Genomic DNA, 20,929 nt, shown 5'->3' on the forward strand with positions numbered 1-20,929 from the left:
CTTTCCTTTCTATAAAAACGTTCCTGAACATATTTATCTGTTGTCACCTTAGGCTTTGGCTAAAATAACTTCTTCTTTCGGTGCTTTCGGTTTGCGTTTGCTGATAAACAACAAAATTAACGGAATCGAGCAAAATAGTGGAATCGACGAGATCACAAATGTATCGGCAATTCCGCGTGAGTACGCGTCCAGAGAAATCATACTGGTTAACGAAGATACCCATGAGCTACCGAGTGTAGATTGCAAAGTCTGTGCACCATCTGTCGTAATCGATTCAGCAATATGTTGACCATGTAAAGCAGTTCGACTTTGCATAATAAAGGTCAAAATCGCAATAGCGATAGAACCAGCAATTGTACGAATCAGATTGGATGCCGCAGAAGCATTAGCTACTTTTTCCGGTGCAACAGCATTCATGCCTACAGTAGATAAAGGCATAAGACACATTCCGATCCCAATTCCGCGTAGCACTGTAACCGTTTCGAACCACGTACGAGAAGTCTGAGGAGACAGGCTGTACATATGGAATGTCATCAGACTGGTTAACGTCAAGCCGACTAGCCCTATAGGCACAATCCCTACTTTATCGAGTAATTTACCTGCAAATGGCATCACAATCGCCATCGCTAATGCTTGCGGAAGTAAGATCAAGCCGGTATCAATCGCCGAGTACGACTGTACACTTTGCAAAAATACAGGAGCCAAAAATGTTCCGCCATACATCCCCATCATGACAAAGCTAGAGGTAATAACACTGATCGTAAATTTATAATTTTTAAATAAAGATACATCGATAACAGCATTGTCTTTGCCAGATTCGACAACGATCAAAAAGATCAATGACCAGATAGAGATAAACAGTAAGCCTACAATTTCAAAAGATGTCCATCCTTTAGAAGAGCCATTCGATAATGCATACAACAATGTACCTGCACATGTTCCTGCTAATATAAAGCCCAGCATATCGAATTTAATCGGTTCACTTTTGGGTGGTTCTTTGATCAACAGAATCACCATCAGAATAGCGAATAATGCAATCGGCACACAGGCGATAAATAGAAAGCGCCAGTTAAGCCATTCGATCAAATATCCACTTAGTGTAGGCCCGATCGCAGGAGCTGCCATTGCTGAAATTCCCCAAATACCGATCGCCATCCCTACTTGCTCACGCGGAATAATTTTATAAATAATCGTCATACTTAGTGGAATAATAACCCCACCGCCAAGCCCTGCAATAATACGAGCAATAATCAGCGACATATCATTCCATGCAAAAATACAAAAGGCTGTGCCCAGAGTAAACACTGATAAAGCACCTATCAGGAATTTTTTATAACCGACTTTGCGCTCCATAAATCCGGTGATCGGCACGATAATACCTGAAGCCAGTGTATACCCTGTAATCACCCATTGAATTCGAGTGGTCGTTGATCCTAGATCTGTTGTTAATTGTGGAATAGCTACATTGATCAGACTGTTATTCAGTACAGCGATAAAAGCACCAAGAACAATAGCGAAGAAAGCAAGCCAGCGTTCTTTGGATGAGGTATCCAAGGAAGGAGCAACAGCGATTTCATTAGAAGCCACAGAGACTCCTCCTTTTACTGTGTATAGATTTTTATTTCAACATTTGTGCCGGGAATCAGTGTCAATCCATCCGGTACATTTAAAGCAATTTCGATCGGAATCCTTTGGGTGACTTTGTTAAAGTTACCGCTTGTATTGGTAGCAGGAATCGCAGAAAATACCGAATTTGAAGCTTGTCCGATTTTACGAACTTTCCCTTGAATACTTTCGCCTTCGATAGTATCCAGAGTGATATCTACCCGTGCACCTAGCTTAATACGGTTAATATCTGTTTCTTCGATATTGGCAGAGACGTATAGATTTTTCATATCAGCCATAATGGCTATCGCTGCACTGGGTGATCCCATTTCACGTTCTTTGGATTGTACTTTAAGTACAGTGCCGTCAATCGGTGCACGTACTACAGATTTGCTAATATCACTGGCTTCTAGACCGGAGACATCTTGTTCAGCGATCGGTTCATTCTTTTTGAGAATATCGCCTTCTTCTACATCAATATGATCTAAGCGTGCGGTTAGCTGAGGCATGACTTTATACTGATCTGCACTGATACGTGCATCTTCTGTTTTGACAAAATGACTTCCTTGATACCAATAGTAATAACCGAGCGCTCCACCGCTTACTACCAGTAGCACCAATAAAATGATTAAAACAATCTTTTTCTTCACACACTCCACCTCAGCAGTCTAAAAGTTTTGAATAATTGATAGCTCTCATATTGATCTTCAGCGCCAAAAGACACCGTAGATCAAGACTGTTTTTGCTCTAATAAAGATAGTAATTTTTTAAAAGATTTCAGTTCGACTTTTTGCTTTTCGGATTTGTAATCTTTCATAAAAAGGGCCATTTCTTGTTGCTCTGGTGAAATATATTCCGGCAACGGATGATCGGCATTCGCTTCTAAGTACGCCAGCTCTTTTTCGATGTTCTCAATCACTTCAAGTGTGGAATAGATCAGCTTATTCGTATCGACCAAATGCACAAATAACAAAGAAGCAAATAAAGACCGCACATCATCAGCATTTTTAAAACTTTTATAAATCATATCTTTGAGTGCTTGTTTGCCTTTTTCGGTAATCGCGTAATTGGTTTTTTCAGGACGGTTGTCGTTTTGCACTGTATTTACTTTTTGAACATATCCTTTTTTCTGTAAGGCTTCGAAATTGTAATACAGATTACCGTCTGTTACGCGAACTAGATTTTCACCAGCATTGTTAATACTTTTTTTGATATCGTACGGGTGATAATCCTGTTCATGAAGTCGTCCTAAAATAAAAATTTGTAAAGACAATAGAGTTCATCCTTTCATTGCACGTTCATTTTTTATAAAAGACATATTGATGTCGCTTATTTTTATACAGTAGATGTCTTTCCCCCGAAAATATACTTTGTATAGATTACTCTGTACAGAGTAATGAACAGATTTATTCTATGTAATTTTTTGAAGACTGTCAATACTTTTAGCCATTTAATTAGGTATGTAATGTATTTGAGTATGAATAGGGCAATATATGCACAAAAAAGAGTAGAATCTTTTACGTAGATGTAAAAGGTTCTACTCTTTGCGCTAGCTGTGTATCTATATAATATTTGACATTAAGCAGATTTGATCGTTGGAGATACTGGATTAGAATCGACTTTGTCTTCGGTTTGCTTAGTAGCGCTATACATCGGCTTTTTCAAAAAGCCAATAATACAAGCAGTCACTACAGACCCGACAGCAATACATAGGATATACAGTAGTGGATTACTTGCCGCAATCGGTATTACGAAGATTCCTCCATGTGGAGCTTGAAGCGAAATGCCCAGTGCCATACACATTCCGCCACCGATCGCTGCCCCGATAATATTCGCTGGAATAATCCGTAAAGGATCATTAGCGGCAAAAGGAATAGCGGCTTCGGTAATAAAAGATGCGCCCATTACATAAGCAGCTTTGCCTGCATTACGTTCTTCGATCGAGAATTTATTTTTAAATAATGTGGTCGCTAGTGCGATCCCTAGCGGTGGAACCATTCCGCCTACCATCAGAGCTGCTGACGGTTCAAAAATCTGATTGGCAAACATCGCCAATCCAAAAGCAGACGCTGTTTTGTTAATCGGGCCACCCATATCGGATGCCATCATACCTGCAAGTAAAGCACCTAACAATATCGCATTGGTACCTGTTAAGCTATTCAGCCAGCCTTGCAACGATACGTTAATCCATGCCATCGGTGTATTGACGACAAAGTACATAATCAGAGCGGTCACAAACGAACCAACTAATGGCAAAATCAGTACTGGTGATAAACTTTGCAAAGAGTCTGGAATCCCTCTCACCAATCGTTTGATCGCTAAAATACTATAACCTGCGATAAATCCAGCTAACATCCCACCGAGAAATCCTGATCCGCCAAGTGTAGCCAACATTCCGCCAATCATACCAGGCGCTAGACCCGGACGGTCTGCAATACTATACGCAATATAACCTGCAAGTACAGGAACCATTAATGCAAAGGCTGCACTACCACCTGCTGTACTGAGAAAAGCAGCAAAGGCATTATAATCAGGGCTATTAGGATCAGCCGCGTGAATGCCGAACATAAATGAGAGCGCAATCAATATTCCGCCAGCGACAACGAATGGAATCATAAAGGAGACACCATTCATAATATGGCTGTAGATTTTAGGCTGTTTGAGACGTGTTTTTTCTTTGGCTTCTTTGAGATTGGATTGACCTTGATTCTGAGCGACCCCTTTACCTGCAATCGCTTCTTCAATCAGATCTTTGGCATGATGAATCCCGTTTTTGACTGAAGTCTGGACTACTTTACGGTCGCCAAATACACTCATATCGACTTTGACATCAGCAGCGACTACAATCCCATCGGCTTGCTCAATATCGTCTGCGGTTAACTCATTTTCAACACCTGTGGAGCCATTGGTCTGGACTTTAATCTGTACGCCTAATTCTTGAGCGGCATTTTTTAATGATTCTGCCGCCATAAAAGTATGTGCAATCCCGGTAGGGCAACCGGTAACGCCGACTATTTTTTTGCCTGCATGCTTCTTATGGCTATGCAGAGCGGCTGTATCTTGTTCTTCTGCTTGTTCAAATAATCGTACAATCTCTTCCCGATCACGAGCCAGAATCAGCTTCGCTCTGAATAATTCATCCATCAAAAAGGTCGAAATTTTGGATAAAGTCTGCAAATGTTCAGACGAAGAATGTTGATCGACCGCAATCATAAAAAACAGATTGCATGATTCTGTACTGTAATTAATACCGCTGAGCGATCGCCCCATAATAATCGCCGGGGCTTTTACACCTGCGGACTTGGCATGAGGAATAGCTATACCAAATCCTACTTCTGTTGGCACCTGTTCTTCACGCGCCCAGATATCTTTTTTAAATTGCTCCATATCGCTTAAATAACCATTATCATTTAACTTTTGCGCCAATTCATCGATCAATTCTGCTTTGGTGGTAGCTGTGACATCCAATATGATATTTTCCGGTTGTAACACACTAGAAATCTTCATGATCGATCACTCCTTTTATAGCTCTCCCAATTTGTAAAGTGGCGCTTTGCCTGTTGATCCGAATAGATCCATTTTTTTCTTCACCAATTCTGTTGCCGCTTGCGTCGCTTCAGGCATTAAGAAATCAGGCTCATACGCATTTGGATTCGCATCCAGTGTTTTTCTTAATTGATTGTAAAAGGCTCGCTTCATATCTGTAGATAAGTTAATTTTGGCAATACCATGCTTCACGGCTTCTCGAATCTCTTCATCTGGATTATCTGATCCACCATGTAAGACTAACGGAATTTTTACTTTTTCATGGATTTGTTTGAGTCGATCGATTTTGATCGAATGGTCTTTCGTTTGCGGATAAATACCATGAGACGTTCCTACTGCAACCGCCAGTGTATCGATACCTGTCTGTTCTACAAAAATCGCAGCTTCATCTGGGTTGGTATACAAAATCTCGTCTGCTCCACCTTCGGAGCTACCTTCATTACTACCGATCGTACCCAGTTCACCTTCAACCGATACATCCACCAGATGTGCAAGTTCTACAGCTTCACGAGTAGCTGCAATATTTTCTTCAAATGGTAAATGCGAAGCATCCATCATGACAGAGGTATAACCGTTACGAATCGAGCGGGTAATATCTTTGATACTTGCGCCATGATCCAGATGAATAACAAATGGCACTTTCGATTTGGATGCGGCTTCACGTACATAAGCGACAAAACTATCTGTCACCAGATCAATTTCATTGGGATGAATCTGCATAATAGCAGGAGAATTTTGCGCTTCTGCGGCATTGATCACGACTTTGACAAACTCACTATTCGCTACATTAAAAGACCCGACTGCAAATTTATTTTCATACGCCACTTTAAGTAAATCTCTCATATTGATTAACATATCATTTCCTCCTAAGGGTTATTTGGAAGACCAGACTTCCAAAAATTCATCGTAATTTGTAATATTGAGTAGTTTCTCTGTCATATTGGTCTGCTTGAACACATCGTAAATTTCTTCAAAAAATTTGGTATTGTTCACTTTTTGATTTTTGGGTGGGATAAAAAGAAAAATGATCTGTGCCATCTTATCGCCCCATAATATTTTTTGCTTATTGATCGCCACGAGTACACGTAATTTTTTGTTATCTCCACAATCAAATGGATGGGGCATAGCAACCAGATTTCCAATATTGGTACTCGACATTTTTTCCCGTTCCAGAATACTGGTATACAAATGTTGAATGTCTCCTAATTCTGTAAGGGTTTTCAATAAATCGATAGGTTGATCTTCATCCAAGAAAAAGAGATCATTCGGTGATAAATAATATTTCAGCAATCCTCGATTTAACTGGATCGAAATATTTTTCATATCTTCACTGGTAATCATTTCACTAACGACAATAATATTTTGAGCATCCAGATGGTGTTGCTCGGCAATCTCGCTTGTCGTAATAATCGTTTCAATCCCTTCAGGTAGAAGATGAATTTCATGATTGGCGAGCAGACTATCAATTTTGATATTCGGAAAATATAAATTGATCTTGCGTTCTAACAGCTTCCCGACTAACGGATTTTTGCCATAAATAATAGCGATTCGTTTGCGGGTTTCTTGAGAGTTCTCGATAATACCCATAATATGGAGGGTCAAATAACCGATCTCATTTTCAGGGATTTTGATATTTAAGCAAAATTGCAATTCTTTTGCTAACACAACCGCGATATTATAAGCATTGGTATATTCTGATTTTATTTGAGCAATAAAAGGATTTTCGACAGGAAAGTAATATTTTAATGGATATAAAGACTTGGTAATATGAGCCAGTAGTCGATCAAATAGTTCTTCGTTTTTATAACTCACAAATCCATACTGCTCTCCAACATGCTGGATGACTGCTCTGATTTTGGCTTCAATCTCATTGGATTGTTCATGCTCGATGCCTTCATTTTTTTTCGGTAAAATCTGTAGCGCAATCAGCAGATAGCCTAAATACTGATATTCGTATTCATCAAATGGAGTCTTTAATTCCTGAGTCAGACGGTTCAAAATAGAGCGTGCGATACGCAATTCTTCAAAACTTGTATGATCGAGTCGCATATCTTGTTCTGCGATAGGTTGTCCCAATTCAACCCGCTTGAGGCTGATCAGTACATTGACACAGATCGAAAATAATTCCTGCGAACTCAGTAGCAATTGATATCGTGCCACTTCTTCCTCAATACAATTGTAGATAAAAGTAATCGCTGATTCGTTAAACCAATCGCCAAAATAATACTGTAATGCTTCATCTAATGACATGCGTTTGAGACAATCAGCAGTGACCAGCTTTTTGAGCAAAATCCGTTTTTCGACTTCGCTTCCTTTCAGCCGTATCCCTTGAAAAATAATCGCTTCGATCTCAATATTTTGCTTTTCCGCTTGAATCGTCTGTAGTAATTTTTGTACATCTTTACGAATTGTTTGTGTAGAAAAGTAAAGATTTTTGGCTAAGTCTTCATAGGTGATAAAATCTGTCTGAGACAGCAACGCTTTAATAATATGAAAAGCTCGCTCTTCGTAATCATCTTCATTCTGATGGAGATTCGATAAATCTCCGACAAGCTTATATCCTTTGCGAGTGTTACCCGTGATGATCGCTTTATCTAAATAATTCTCGTTGATTTCTTTGATGTCATTGCGTATCGTTCTCGTCGTTACATCAAATAGATTAGCTAATTCGCTCCCACTCACAAAGTCATGCTCCGATTGTTTTAAATGCTCCAATAGCTTAATGTAACGTTTCCGCATTTGTTTTCCTCCTCGCATTTATACTAATGCAAGCGCTTTATTTACACCAAGCCTATAGTGTTTCCTAATAGTTAGGAAGTGATTCGTTATTTGTTCTATGATACCTACTTTTTAAATATCTAAGGGACTTCACTATTTAAGAATCCCTGATAAAAAAATAAATAGCAAACAAGCCTTGAAAAAGTAACGAATAGATATCATCACTTTTCAAGACTCACGTTTATGATTTTAAATTAAAGAAATCCTACATCCTATTTTAGAAAATGTATTCAATCTCTACGATATAGCATTAACATCAAAACTGACTTCTTCTAAGAATTCAATGACTTCTCCATTTGGACTTTGAATAACAGCATTATGCACTACCAATTCTGGATGACCTAATACAAGATGCGCCGGTTTGATATAAGGAGAGGCTCCATACGCCAAAGACTGCTGATATATAGCTTCTACATCATCTACATAAAAAGCAAAGTGTAACATCGCTCCATAGCGAACCTCATCGCGTGATTGTGCACGCTCTCCTTGCGCAGGAATAACTGCGCCTGTATCAAATAACTCGATACAAGTACGCTGATCCGGTGAAATAAGCATACAAGCATGTTCAATATGAAAATCAGGTAAACTCCATTGATGACCTATTCGAAATCCAAGAACTTCTTGATAAAAAAGAAGCGTTTTTTTATAATCTTCTGCTTGAATCGCTACGTGTGCTAATCCATTAATGCCTATTTTAATCGCCCCTTCATGATATGATCATTTTATTATAAGAGAATATAAAGGAGTCATATATAAAGAAACAACGGACTTTAGCAAATAATAATAAAGAAAAAAAGTTGATTTATATGATTTGCCTTTTATTCAAATAATTCAAAAAATAAATTCTAAAGGAGAAAATATAGCATGCCTTATTCAATAGATAGTACCGATCGCAAGTTGATGCTCAAGCTTCAACACAATGCTCGTATCACCGTTGTTCAACTGAGCAAAGAACTCCATATGTCTGCTCCTTCGATCAGAGAACGAATACTACGTTTAGAAGAACAAGGAATTATTACAGGATATCATGCAGCTTTTGATGATAAACAATTAAATCTTCATTTGACAACTTTTATAATGATCAAAACAGAACGCTGTCAAGAATTTGTAGAGTTTTGTGAACAAGCTTTGGAAGTTACTGATCTGCATCGAATCAGTGGTGAATATAATTATTTGCTAAGAATTCAGACAACTTCGATGGAAGAACTTGTACAATTTCAGGAGAATATCAACCATTTAGGTGTTTCCAAATCGCATGTAAGTATCAAAAGTATATTTGAACATCGCTATCCTAGTTTTTAATACTCTGTTCTAGCCTTTGTGTAGGAAATAAGTTAACATCAAGGCTATTTTGTTTGACAATTCCTGTATTGATCTTTTGTATAGAGATCAAGTCTGTTGCAACTGCTTCGACTCCTGACTAGATCGCATAGGTCATATTTACACAAAGAGCAAACAGTTCTATCTTTATTTATAACGAATAGAAGCAAGATAAAAAAACGTTCCAGCATATAGCCAGAACGTTTTTTTAGTTTATCGTCGTATGCTTTTTATGGAGTTTTTGCTGTTGCTGTCATAATATCTGCAAATGCCCAGTGAGATGCTGGAACATCTGACCAGTTCGACAATGTTGTATCCTTTACAGGCGCTATCTTCAATACGCGATTGAACAAAGTGACTGCTTCTGCACGACTTAATGTCTGGTTGGGCTTGAATGTTCCATCTGGCATCCCTTGCATATAACCTGCTTGCTGAATTTGAGCAATCGCTACGGCTGCCCAGTGTTCTTGCGTATCTGCAAAAGTCGCTCCTGTTCCACTAAGCTTCATCCAACGCGCGATAACGGTTGCGATTTCAGCTCTAGTGATCGGACGCTCTGGTGCAAATGTGTTTTTATCGTACCCTTGCATCCATCCTGCACCCGTTACTGCTTGGATCGCTTCCGTACTCCATTTGCCAGCGACTACATCTGTATAGGTTGGTGTCTGAGTAAGTACACTCGAAGACGATGCTAATTGCTCCCCTCCCAGACGGAAAAGAATAGAAGCTAACTCTGCACGCGTCACTTTCCCGCCAGGTTGGAATGTTCCATTAGGATATCCTTGCATATACGATGTTGTTACCTGTGTGCTTTCTGTCCCTTTAACAGTTGGTACAGAAGGATCAAGATGAATAATCGTAAATGTACTGAATTTGCTGACGTTAAATTTTAATCCGGACGGTGTATTGCCTTCGGATACTACCGTAGGTTGTACCAGCTCTTTGGTTCCATCGCTATGCTCAATATAGATCATTAGACTGTTCACAAATGTCTGACGTTCTGTTGTTAAATCGGGTAAAAATTGAGCTGGTAAAGGAAGGACTAGATTCACCGGTTGTCCTTGTAGATTTGTATCAATCTCTACAGGAGTACCAATTACTTGCACAGTTCCATTGCCAATCTTAGCTTGCACCAGACGATCTTGTTGCACACGCTCAGTAACAGCTTGTTGATCAGTTGCTTTTTGCAAAGGATGTACTGTAAATTGACGATCTTCGCTCACTGTAGACAATGTAGATACAGGTAAGCTTAATCGTGCATGATTCGTATACACTTCTAGATTTATCCCGTTAGTTGCTAGAAGTTGAGCTGTTGCTTGAGGTAAGCCAAATTGTAATTGACTCACTTCATTGTTAGCATCCGGCATCACCAGACGTATAGTTGATTTACCTGTTGCTTTTACGTTTTGCACCGCTTCTTGTGCTTGGGAAGCTTCATAATTGACAGTGTCTTTTTTGGAGCCGTCTGCAAGTGTTGTGCGCTTGATCGTAATATTCGCTAATGACGTACTATTTTGTCCGCCATCTACATAAGCTGTGATATTCTCAGTCACTACCGATGAACCACCACCGCCTTTACTGGAAGAATTACCAGTGTTCGGGGTAGGCTCGGGAGATGGTGTTGGTTCTGGATTAGGGATAGGAGTAGGTGTTGGCGTTGAACCATCATCCGGTGGTGTAGCTTCTAAGTCGCGTGCAAAGGTCAGATAGAAATCATCCAGTGATCCCCATGCTCCACCGCCTGCTTGAATCGTCGCGCCTACGGTTAACATCCCATCGGTCACTTTAATCTCTTTCAGTTCTGGCTGATTCCATTGTACCCAGCCTTTAACACCTGTCTCTGCTTGTACTTCTTGTCCAGTCGTTGATGCGAATAATGCCATGTTTGCATTTGAAGCATCGCCACCTTGAATAGCCATTGAAAGATCATAATAACCTGGCTTCAATCCTTGTACAGTCTGCTTCACTTGAAAATTCACACCATCTGCTGAATAGAAATGAAGCGAGTATTGACCGGATTTGGCATCTGAAGCTTTGTTCTGGAAATCGGTATGTGGTGTGCTTCCATCACCATACGTGATCTTCCACATGCTACGATCGCTTTGTTCGAATCCACCATTTAGCAGTAGATTAGGACGGCGAATATCCAGTACCGCTTTTGCAATATGTCCACCTGTCGTCGTACCTTGTATCGTATACTGACCTGCACCTTTACTGACTGCTTCTTGTAACGCTTGCTGATCCCAATTTACCGATAACGTACCTGTACTACCATCGTTATAAGTCGCTGTGACTACCGTAGGTAATGTGATCGAATCACCTGCATTGACAGTGATATTCACAGTCTGCACTTGATCGACTTGGAGTGCTGCGATAGCTCCTGTATTTACATATTTGAATACATTGAGCGAAGGTAAGGGATGCCCTGCAAAATCAAACAACGCCTGATTATCGACAGCACTACCGCCATACCATTTACCTGCATCATCAGGATCGTATTCTGCGGCATAACTAGACGCCCACCCTGATCCATATTGTTCCCAAAGTTTTTTATTTTGCTCTAGATTTTCTTTCGATCCTACTGGTAACCATGCAGGCTCCCAGTAAAATACACCGATCCCTGCATCTCCAACTTGTGATACCGCTTGAATTACGTTACGCACCGATGTTGCTTGCCCTTGAACACTGATCGGGTAATCTAATGTCTGTCCAGAACTGCGAGGTGCTGTATTTTCATGTCCATCGCCATCTTCAGCAGTATACGCATAAGACGTTTCAGCCACCATTACTTTTTTGCCATACGTATCAGCGACTTGCTTCAATACAGAAGTTAGATTGCTAAGTGTGCCATGCCAGAACGGATAATATGAACTAGCAAATACATCATAGTCTACCCCTTGTTCAGAAAGTGCTTTGGCATAAGACAGATAACGACCCGGTGTCTCTGGATTCGTAAAATGCAAAGCGATCAGAATATGAGGATCAACTGCACGTATCGCCTGACTGCCTTGATTGAACAATTTGCTAATATTGACCCAGTTATTTTCGCCGATAAATGATTGGTTGGTCTCATTACCAACCTGTACCATGCCTACATCAACCCCTGCGTCAATAATCTGTTGCAGGCTAGTTTTGGTATACGTATAGACAGCTTGCTCTTTATCAGCGAGCGATAGATTTTCCCATGCTTTTGGAATATGTTGCTTGCCCGGATCTGCCCAGAAATCAGAATAATGGAAATCGACTAGCAATTTCATTCCATTGGCTGTTGCTCGTTTTCCCATTTGGATCGCTTTGGTAAGATCATTATCTCCACCGCCATATCCTTTGCCATCCGCCGTATACGGATCATTCCAGATGCGCACACGAATATAATTCACACCGGATTGTTTTAACGTGGTGAATATATCTTGCTCTATCCCTTGCTCATTATAGAAATGCACTCCACTTTGTTCTAGTGAAATAATACTCGATACATCGACACCTTTGATAAAATCAGACTTCAATCCCTGTACTTTTTGCACAAAAATATCTGCTGTTACAGGCGTAGAAGTATCGGTACTTGTCTGCTTCAACTTCACTGCATCAAGGTATCCCCATGCTCCTGCTCCACCTGTGATTCTAGCTCCGATCTTGAGATTGGATGTCGGCTCGGTTAGCACAAATTTCAATGTTACTGTACCCCACTGATTGTAGCCTGTCGTGGCGACTTCTTTACTTTGCTCATTGCCTGCGAACAATTGAACATGACCGGCTTCTGCTCCCGTACCGCCCATCGACTGTACAGACAATTCGTAACTTCCAGCCGACAAAGTAGGTATTTTTTGACTGACAGTGACTTGCTGATCGGTTGTCGATTGATCACTTACCCAATATTTGAACGCATACGTATCTTCTGCTGGTGTAATAAAAGAATCATTTGCATACGCATATTGCTGAATATCGACCAATTGCCAATCTGAAGCATCCACTTGCCAGGATTGATCACTCCAAAAGTCGCTTTCAAATCCTCCATTTTGGATCAATGCGTTGTTAGTAGTGTCTGCTGCTAGAGCAGGTGTAATGTGAATCGGTAATAGTCCGATTATCATAACGATCATTAAAAACAATGAAGCTATCTTTTTCTCTCTTTTCAATTGCTTATCCCCTTCCGTTATTCCTATGTGTATATCTTCACATAAGCACTCATTCACATTGTAAAGCGCTTACATATAGCTGTGATCACTATAGCATCCTCTTTTCACTAACGACATGGGACGATTGCAACATTTTGTGTTTTTAGACAAGCATTTTAGTAATCCATATCATTCCTACGATTTTGATTGGTTATTTATGTCATTTTGAGCAAAAAAAGAACCTTTTATCTGTAATAGATCAAAGGTTCTGCTGTATTTAATATCCTTTTTATCCTACCTATTCGCATAGTAAGCCTAGCTGTGAAGCTATACTTTTTTGAATACTTTAGTATCCATATCTAGCTCGGTTGCTGGATAATCGCTTAGACCTAACGTTTCGGAAGTTGACGCATGAATAGTCTGGAACAGGTCTGGATGTTCCGCTAATCTTTTACCATAAGAAGGAATCATATCTCTTAGCTTCGGCTCCCACTCTGGCATCCGTTGCGGGAAGCACTTCTGGAACAGATCGAGCATTACATGTACTGCTGTCGAAGCACCCGGAGAAGCCCCTAGCAAAGCAGCAATCGATCCGTCCGCCGCACTAACGACTTCTGTCCCGAATTGAAGTGTGCCTTTGCCATCCTCGGTGTCTTTGATAACCTGTACACGTTGACCTGCAACAACGATTTCCCAATCTTCGCTTTTCGCATTAGGAACGAACTCACGTACTTCTTCCATCCGTTTATCGTTTGACAGCATTACTTGTTGAATCAAATATTTGGTTAGTGCCATCTCTTTCGCACCTGCGGCTAACATCGTGAACAAGTTGTTCGGTTTGACCGAATTGATCAGATCCATATTTGAACCCGTTTTCAAAAATTTTGGTGAAAAGCCTGCAAACGGCCCGAACAATAACGCTTTTTTGTTGCCAATATATCGGGTATCCAAATGCGGTACAGACATCGGCGGAGCGCCCAATTTTGCTTTACCATACACTTTCGCATGATGTTGCTCAATCACTTCAGGATTTTTACACGACATAAATACGCCACTCACCGGAAAGCCACCGATATGCTTGGACTCGGGAATACCTGTTTTTTGTAGCAACGGTAGACTACCGCCACCACCGCCAATAAAGACAAATTTGGCAATATGATGTTCGGTTGTGCCTGTGCTAATGTTGTGGACTTTGACTTCCCAGCCACCGTCAGAAGAACGTTTGATATCTTTAATAATATGGTTATAGTGTATTTCTACATTTTTAGTTTTGAGATCTTCGAATAATATACGGGTTAATGCTCCAAAGTTCACATCAGTTCCGTAATCGATTTTGGTCGCGGCGATCGGTTCATTCGATGTACGGCCTTCCATCATCAAAGGAATCCATTGTTTTAACTTGTTTGGATCTTCTGAATATTGCATTCCTTGAAATAATGGATTTGCCGAAAGCGCTTTAAATCTTTTATTGAGAAAAGTAACATTACTTTGTCCTAATACAAAACTCATATGTGGAATTGGCTTGATAAAGTCTTGTGGTTGACGGATAATATTGCGCTTCACTAGATGAGACCAGAACTGCTTGGACAATTGAAATTGCTCGTTGATATTCACCGCTTTGCTAATATCGATCGACCCATCTGGCTTCTCAGACGTATAGTTCAGTTCACACAGTGCAGCGTGACCGGTTCCTGCATTATTCCATTCGTTAGAGCTTTCTTCTCCTGCACTGGCTAGCTTCTCAAACACTTTAATTTCCCACTCCGGTGCTAACTCTTTAAGCAATGACCCCAAAGTCGCACTCATGACTCCGGCACCAATTAAGATAATGTCTGTTTTTTTCGGTATGCTGTTCATAAAAACCTTCCTTTATCTCTTTATATTTGCAAAAAAGAGCAGGCGCTTCTATCCAGGTCATTCCAGAAGCAAAGCTCCACTCAGGAATATACGTTATCTGTATTCATTATAACCAAATTATCTTCTATTTAAAATATTATCGGCATGTATCTCTTCATTATAAACTATTTTGATCTGGTAAAAAATGAGAAGATTGACTGAAAAAGCCGTACAACTTAAAGTCTATCGGGTTACTTTGCTTTTGTCTAGCAATACCCTTCTTTTATTATGTTATATTATACATAATATGTAGGTCAAAAGGATACCCTAACTCGTCTAAGTTAGTCATGTATCCTTTATAATACAACGCTACCTTCTCTCTATCCTTAGACAGTTTGAGCAGGATATTTTAATAGAAATTGATCTCCAGTATCTTCTATTTCATATAGATAACAACGGGATGCTGGCATGTCAAAAGGTCGGTGTAAGATTAACATCCATTGCTGATCAAACGTCTGGAACAGCATGCCGTGACCGCTATCTTCTTTCACTAATGGCTCCAATTGTTCCCACGGACCTGCGAGTGTACCACTGATCGAACGAGCTATCGTCTGTACATAACTATTGCCTTCATAGCTTGACCACAACATCATCAAATGTCCGCCAGATGTACGATATAACTGACAACCATCGGTTACATAGACTGTACCATCTGGATGATCTGATATGTTTTGTTCACGATCCTGCTGAATCCATGGTGCAGAAGATGCTTGTAACAAAGTGATCGGCTCCCCTACAGCAGTAGACAAATCTTCGGTAAGACGCACTGCTTCAATCGTACCATCAATTGTCTGAATCCATTCATGGCAATAGACCATCCACGGTTGATTCTGTTCATCTAGATATAGCGTACCATCTAATGTCATCTGGGTTGGAGAGACAACAGGAGCTTCTTGATTAATCAATTCAAAAGGACCTGTCGGTGAATCGCTCACAGCAATCACAGTGCCTCTCCAATGCTTAGCATAGCCTTGAACAGGCTCACCTTCTAACGGCCGATCCTGATGATGCAATGTCACAAATAAATAATAACGCCCTTGATAAGCATGCACCTCAGGAGCCCATGCTCCATGTTGTGGATGCGCCCAACTATCCTCAGGTACTGTAAAGACCACATAAGGCCCTTCCCAATGCTCCAAGTCTTGGCTACTATACGTTAATACTCCATAAGCTTCTACCCCATGTAGCGAAGGCACTGCGCCCGTATACAAATAATAGGTACCTGTAGATGCATCTGCCAGCACAAATGGATCATGAGCAGGAATATCGGTAAGCAGGTGACCTTGCTTCGGTTGACTTACATCACAAGCACTATTATAGACAGTCATAGCGATCAGCTCCTTTTATTGAACACGCTTTCAAATCAATAGAGAAGGTAACTTGTATTAATAATGAATTATCTTTATTCAAAATAGTTGGATAGTACGTACTATTCTTTTAAAGTCTATTCAAATCATTTTCAATCTGCAAGTAAAATGATCTAAATTAGATAGGTTTACTACTTATTTAGTATTATACCGTAATTAAACACTTTTCGGTATACACGATTTGTTAGATCACTTTTTGATATCGAGCAGATGGATTCTATAATTCTTCTATCTCTACCTCAATGTTTCACGTGAAATAACAGTATCTTGCTCATAATTCATCTATGCACTTGGAATCATTTATAGCTTACAAGAGTGTAAGGCAAATGTAATCTAAATCAATGTGTAACACTTTGTTCATTCTTCTATATTAATCTTATCTATTGGATCAACATGTATTGGTAGGAGGAATGAATATGAGACTTTTCGAAATACTATTGTTGTTTTTGAATATTTGTTTATTATCCAGTCTGTTTGTAACTAATCCTCGTCTACGTAAATTAGCTTTGCTTCTCACCAGTGGAATCAGCTTTATTTTGGTCATCATCCATCTGCTTTTGGAAGGATACCGGATACAGTTACTCTTTTTATATGGATTGACGATACTGATGCTTATACGGTCTGTTATTGATGCTCGCAGAACACCGAAAGCTACACCATATACATCGAAAACAGGCAAAGTGCTAGGGCGGCTTGTTAGTATGATTGGACTGATTGCGACAGCGTGCTTGCTGTACATCTTTCCTGTATTCGATCTTCCTGCTCCTACCGGTTCATTGCCTGTCAGCACTACCACTTTTCATTTCACTAATGATCAACAGCAAGACATATTTGGTACCTCTAGTAAAGGCAACAGAGAATTGATGGTTCAGGTATGGTACCCCTCAGAAGCTAACACAGATAAATACGTTCCTTTTATACCGGACGCTTCTATTCTTCCATATATGGCGAAGAATTATAGTCTTCCCGAGTTTACTTTTCAACACTTACAATACGTATCCAGTCATTCTTATTCAGAAGGTGCTCTCTCTTCCACACAGACCTCATATCCGCTTATTATTGCCAATCCGGGTAACGCTTCTTCCCGATTTCTTCATACTTCACAAGCTGAGAATCTCGCAAGTCATGGCTATATTGTCGCTGTTATCGATCATACGTATAATACGTTTGCTACAAAGTTCCCCGATGAGCGAATCACCACCAGTACAACAGACCACTTATTCTCTCCTGACCATGATTATCCAACAGAAAAAGCGAATCGTGACAAGTTAGGAAAAGTATTAACCGATGATGTCACCTTTGTATTGGATCAATTTCAACTTCTTCAATCCGGCTCTATTCCAAGTCTATTCAAAGGCAAACTAGATCTTGCTCATATCGGAGTATTCGGTCATTCGATCGGCGGAGCGACGGCTTATGATGCTTCTTATGATCCACGAATTACAGCAGGCATAGACCTTGATGGCGGTCTTTATCGCCTCCAACATAGAGTAGCATTACGCAAACCATTTTTGTTTATAAACTCGCAGAGCAATTTTGAGCAATTCAAAATGGTGATCGATCATCACATCTATACCGATGAAGAGATTCAACGTACAGGCAATAGCAAAGAATGGGTTATGCAAGAACGAAAAAACAAAAAGCTAGAACGGCAACGAATCCATGAAACGATGGCTTTTGGTGGACAAGTGTTATATATCCAAAATACAGAGCATTTAAATTTTACAGATGTGCAGTTCATTTCACCACTATTCCAAATGATAGGCATTACAGGCAAAATAGCTCCTGAACGAGCTTCTTCTATTATAGATGCGTATATGCTTGATTTCTTTGATATGCATTTAAAAAACAAAGGTGGAACGTTAATCAAAGGATCAGATCATACCTTTCCAGAGGTGAAATTTGTTACTTCACTATTTTAAATGCTAGGTTAAACATCTTTTTAATCTAAAAAGCACATGTAAAGCCAGCAATACCCTCCGGCTTTACATGTGCAATCATCTATCACATCTATACTTGATTCAATTGATTATTTAATAATGACATAATCCAAGTTTACTAATTTTGCATACGTTACGATTTGGTCTGTTGTAAGGTTCAACGATACAACTGTATGGTGACCGCCACCATTTTCGATCCAAGCGCGCACGCCATCTTGGAAGTTAGGTTTTACTTGCCATAGTACACGTGCTACCGGTAAGTTCGGTGCAGGAACTGTTGGTTCGAATGCAGACACTTCGTTGATTAGCAATTTGTAATGAGTACCAAAGTCAGCCATCGATACCACTACACCTTCGCCTGCTTTACCGTCAAATACAAGACGTGCAGGATCTTCGCGATCGCCAATTCCTAATGGAGATACAACCACTTTTGGTTTGCTACTTGCTAGAGTCGGATCGACTTCCAACATATGAGATTGCAAGATCGCTTCTTGACCTGCTGCCATTTCATACGTGTAATCTTCCATAAAGCCTGTATTTTCGTTATGGCTCATCACTTTCATTAGACGATCCAATGCTGCTGTTTTCCAATCGCCTTCACCTGCAAAACCATAACCTTGCGCCATTAGACGTTGCACAGCAAGACCTGGAAGTTGCTTCATACCATGCAAATCTTCAAAGTTAGTTGTAAATGCAGTGTATCCACCGTTATCTAAGAAACGCTTGATTGCGATCTCGTAACTTACTTGTACACGTACACTCGCTTCCCAAGCTTCTTGACTATACGTACCATATTCGAAGTCATATAACTCTTTGTATTCTGCAAGTAGTGCATCGATTTCTTGTTCAGTCACAGCATTCACATATTCTACAAGATCGCCAATACCATAGTAATCGACTGTCCAGCCAAATTGAATTTGTGCTTCGACTTTATCGCCTTCGGTTACACCCACATTACGCATATTGTCGCCAAAGCGAGCAACTTTGATATTGAAGCTTTCGTTGTAAGCAAATGCTACATCCATCCAATCAGCGATCTGCTGTTGTACTTCTGGGCGTTCCCAGTAGCCGACAACGATTTTGTTTTGTTTACCCAGACGAGCATTGATAAATCCATATTCACGGTCACCGTGTGCCGCTTGGTTCAAGTTCATAAAGTCCATATCAATTGTAGACCAAGGAATACTTTCATTATATTGTGTTGCTAGATGAAGCAACGGTTTTTGTAGCAATTTCGTACCGCGAATCCACATTTTTGCAGGAGAGAATGTGTGCATCCATGTGATCACACCTGCTACTTCGTCACGATAGTTAACTTCTTTCATAATGCTTGTGATTTTGTCTGCGGTTACAGCCAAATCTTGCAATACCAATGGATACGGCAATACTCCGCTTGCATTTAAAGAATCTGCGATTTTTTGAGCATTCGCTTTTACCTGTCCCAATGCTTCTTCTCCGTACAAATGCTGTGAACCGACTACGAACCAAAATTGTTTAGTTGCTGCTGACATATCATTTCATCCTCTTTTCATCATTATATTAGTGAGCGTTATTTACAAGTGAGTTAATTGAAAAAATTTAGTGGATAAAGAGACCTGTATATATAGTTACTTTAATAAATCATCATAATCTTGTACTCTCTACATTCAAAAAGATTCCAGTGGATTACTTTTGACCGTAATAAGCGTCTTTACCATGTTTGCGTAGGTAATGTTTGTCCAAAATATTCTGTGGCAATTCTTTCGCAAAGTTGTTCAATTGACGTGCATATAGATTCATTTTGCAGACTTCTTCAAGTACTACACTGTTCACTACAGCAGACTTTGCATCTTTGCCCCATGTAAATGGTGCATGACCATGAAGCAATACGGCTGGAATCGCCATCACATCAAGTCCACGTTGTTCAAATGTCTCAATAATCACATTGCCTGTCTCTGCTTCATAGCCACGATCAATCTCTGCTTGATTCAGAAAGCGTGCACAAGGCACAGCCCCATAAAATGTATCTGCATGTGTTGTTCCCATTACAGGAACATCCAGACCTGCTTGTGCCCAGATCGTCGCCCATGTAGAGTGGGTATGCACAATTCCGCCGATTTGCGGATAATGTTTGTACAGAACCGCATGAGTCGCTGTATCGGAAGAAGGTCTCATATCGCCTTCGACTACATTGCCATCCAGATCCACAACGACCATATCGCTAGGTTTCATCGTCTCATAATCTACACCGCTTGGCTTGATGACAAATAGATTACTTTCACGATCGACAGCACTGGCATTACCCCATGTGAATTTGACCAATCCATGCTTAGGTAATTCCAGATTCGCTTGATAGACTTCTTCTTTTAACTGCTCTAACATG

General features: G+C 40.1%; 14 protein-coding genes. 2 read left to right on the forward strand and 12 right to left on the reverse strand.

Annotated features, from left to right (window positions below):
- Positions 1–48: 48 nt before the first annotated feature.
- The 7 genes from PQ456_RS22555 to PQ456_RS22585 form a co-directional block, all read right to left on the reverse strand.
- Positions 49–1,587 carry a DHA2 family efflux MFS transporter permease subunit gene (locus PQ456_RS22555; RefSeq protein ID WP_273614240.1) on the reverse strand — a complete coding sequence of 513 codons (1,539 nt, stop codon included), beginning with the start codon at positions 1,585–1,587 and terminating at the stop codon, positions 49–51.
- A 14-nt stretch (positions 1,588–1,601) separates the two neighbouring features.
- Positions 1,602–2,255: an HlyD family secretion protein gene (locus PQ456_RS22560; RefSeq protein ID WP_273614241.1), complete on the reverse strand. Its 654-nt coding sequence runs from the start codon at positions 2,253–2,255 to the stop codon at positions 1,602–1,604.
- An 80-nt stretch (positions 2,256–2,335) separates the two neighbouring features.
- Positions 2,336–2,878: a PadR family transcriptional regulator gene (locus PQ456_RS22565; protein ID WP_273614242.1), complete on the reverse strand. Its 543-nt coding sequence runs from the start codon at positions 2,876–2,878 to the stop codon at positions 2,336–2,338.
- Positions 2,879–3,183: 305 nt separating this feature from the next.
- Positions 3,184–5,112, reverse strand: coding sequence for a PTS fructose transporter subunit IIABC (locus PQ456_RS22570; protein ID WP_273614243.1), 1,929 nt, complete (start codon positions 5,110–5,112; stop codon positions 3,184–3,186).
- Between the two features lie 15 nt (positions 5,113–5,127).
- A complete protein-coding gene (locus tag PQ456_RS22575; protein ID WP_273614244.1) occupies positions 5,128–6,006 on the reverse strand; it encodes a ketose-bisphosphate aldolase in 879 nt (292 codons plus the stop codon).
- A gap of 18 nt (positions 6,007–6,024) precedes the next feature.
- Positions 6,025–7,890, reverse strand: a complete 1,866-nt coding sequence (locus PQ456_RS22580) for a BglG family transcription antiterminator (RefSeq protein ID WP_273614245.1) — start codon at positions 7,888–7,890, stop codon at positions 6,025–6,027.
- Positions 7,891–8,166: 276 nt separating this feature from the next.
- A complete protein-coding gene (locus tag PQ456_RS22585; protein WP_307302777.1) occupies positions 8,167–8,628 on the reverse strand; it encodes a VOC family protein in 462 nt (153 codons plus the stop codon).
- A gap of 165 nt (positions 8,629–8,793) precedes the next feature.
- Between PQ456_RS22585 and PQ456_RS22590 the strand changes: the two genes are divergently transcribed.
- Positions 8,794–9,231, forward strand: a complete 438-nt coding sequence (locus PQ456_RS22590) for an Lrp/AsnC family transcriptional regulator (RefSeq protein ID WP_273614246.1) — start codon at positions 8,794–8,796, stop codon at positions 9,229–9,231.
- Positions 9,232–9,479: 248 nt separating this feature from the next.
- Here the strand turns inward: PQ456_RS22590 and PQ456_RS22595 are convergent, their stop codons facing one another.
- The 3 genes from PQ456_RS22595 to PQ456_RS22605 form a co-directional block, all read right to left on the reverse strand.
- On the reverse strand, positions 9,480–13,385 hold the full coding sequence (locus PQ456_RS22595) for a glycosyl hydrolase 53 family protein (RefSeq protein ID WP_420540629.1): 3,906 nt from the start codon (positions 13,383–13,385) through the stop codon (positions 9,480–9,482).
- A gap of 306 nt (positions 13,386–13,691) precedes the next feature.
- Positions 13,692–15,221, reverse strand: coding sequence for a malate:quinone oxidoreductase (locus PQ456_RS22600; protein WP_273614247.1), 1,530 nt, complete (start codon positions 15,219–15,221; stop codon positions 13,692–13,694).
- A 365-nt stretch (positions 15,222–15,586) separates the two neighbouring features.
- Positions 15,587–16,588 (reverse strand): glycoside hydrolase family 43 protein, encoded by a 1,002-nt coding sequence (locus PQ456_RS22605; protein ID WP_273614248.1) that lies wholly within the window; start codon positions 16,586–16,588, stop codon positions 15,587–15,589.
- A 455-nt stretch (positions 16,589–17,043) separates the two neighbouring features.
- Here PQ456_RS22605 and PQ456_RS22610 point away from each other — a divergent pair, with 455 nt between their 5' ends.
- The gene (locus tag PQ456_RS22610; protein WP_273614249.1) at positions 17,044–18,549 is read left to right on the forward strand and encodes an alpha/beta hydrolase family protein; all 1,506 of its coding nucleotides are present in this window, start codon (positions 17,044–17,046) and stop codon (positions 18,547–18,549) included.
- Between the two features lie 107 nt (positions 18,550–18,656).
- Here PQ456_RS22610 and araA read toward each other — a convergent pair whose 3' ends face one another.
- Positions 18,657–20,078 (reverse strand): L-arabinose isomerase, encoded by a 1,422-nt coding sequence (araA, locus tag PQ456_RS22615; protein ID WP_273614250.1) that lies wholly within the window; start codon positions 20,076–20,078, stop codon positions 18,657–18,659.
- Between the two features lie 154 nt (positions 20,079–20,232).
- Entirely contained in the window at positions 20,233–20,928 is a 696-nt protein-coding gene (locus tag PQ456_RS22620; protein WP_069326434.1) for an L-ribulose-5-phosphate 4-epimerase, read from the reverse strand.
- Position 20,929 lies beyond the last annotated feature (1 nt).

The sequence above is a fragment of the Paenibacillus kyungheensis genome (genome assembly GCF_028606985.1).
GTDB classification, from domain to species: domain Bacteria; phylum Bacillota; class Bacilli; order Paenibacillales; family Paenibacillaceae; genus Saccharibacillus; species Saccharibacillus kyungheensis.